This is a genomic window from Vibrio sp. YT-15 (assembly GCF_033337445.1).
Lineage (GTDB): Bacteria > Pseudomonadota > Gammaproteobacteria > Enterobacterales > Vibrionaceae > Vibrio > Vibrio alginolyticus.
Genome location: NZ_JAWOQR010000110.1, coordinates 1 through 1225 on the forward strand (window position 1 = coordinate 1; position 1225 = coordinate 1225).

General features: G+C 40.2%; 1 pseudogene. It reads right to left on the reverse strand.

Features of this window, described 5'->3' with window-relative positions:
- Positions 1-904, reverse strand: a pseudogene (locus R7D93_RS25625) (hybrid sensor histidine kinase/response regulator); the annotation flags it as partial.
- Between the last annotated feature and the right edge of the window lie 321 nt (positions 905-1225).

Sequence of the window (1225 nt, forward strand, 5' to 3'; positions counted from 1 at the left end):
ACTCACTTCTTGCATCGAATGAGATCGCGAACCTGTCTGTCGAACGTTTATAACTGAAACTCTCAATGGCTTTTTCAACCACCGATTGAGCAGAATATCTTTTGAAGGAAGAGCGAGATACGCGGTTTTCATCAATCGATGTGAGCAATAAATCGATTGTCTCGTTGCCTGAATGAATAATGTTCATCGCATCTTCGCTCACTTCACGGAGCAAGGTTACGTCTTCACCACTCATCACATACTGATCTTTTTCGCCCATCGCCTTTTTGTTAGGCAAGACAGACTGAATAACATCTATCGACGTACATAAGCCACTGAGTGGATTACGCATTTCATGAGCAATACCAGCGCCAAACGACTTAGCGAGCGATACTTTTGCTTCATGCTCGACCTGATTTCGGAAATAGAACATGTTGCCAAACACATAAATAAACAAAAATATCGGCACATGCGTCCAATCCATTGTGATATCGAGATGAAAGCCTTTCGCGATCCACGCAAAAAACGTCGCTAGACCAATACCAGCGAACGTCTGAGCAAACATGACCCTTGTGACATGAACCAACAAAATATGCAGGAAAATAGCCGACATGAATGACATCACCCAAACATTGGACCAATCATTCATGAGCAACATATAAAAAAAGAAGAAAGGTAAACAGGTCGTAATCGTTATTTGATAATAGACATGCACGTACTTTCGCCATGATGACGACAAACGGTTACGAAAAATGATGCCAAAAAACAGTGCGGAACAGAACAAACGTAGCGGCAAGTTTTCATAGGATTGCGGGAACATGAAGTCCCAAACGAAGTAGTAGAGCGGGAAGCCAATAAATCCCATCCAACCAACCAATGTTAAATTGGGCTCTGCGTACTCATATACCTTACGTATCGAATCCATACTATCTAATTTGTCTACTCCGCCTGACGTTCAAAGTTGTGACTTGCTATCTTTTTTATAATCACGTTGTTTTGTAATTATATATTACTTGCCAAATATAAGCAGCGCGAAATCCGTCAATTTATTCGCGATGCTTGTCTTTAAATTCAGTCTTTTATCTAAGTTCAGCTTGATTTCACGAATTTTTTGGTAACGAGTTCAATTGCATATTATTTTATTGTGATTCAAGTAGAATCAACTTATGCGAGGGCAACGCGAATGTTGTTCTCACTCATCTTCGTTTGATTACTCTGCCCAACTCACAAATCAAAGGTGTTCTAT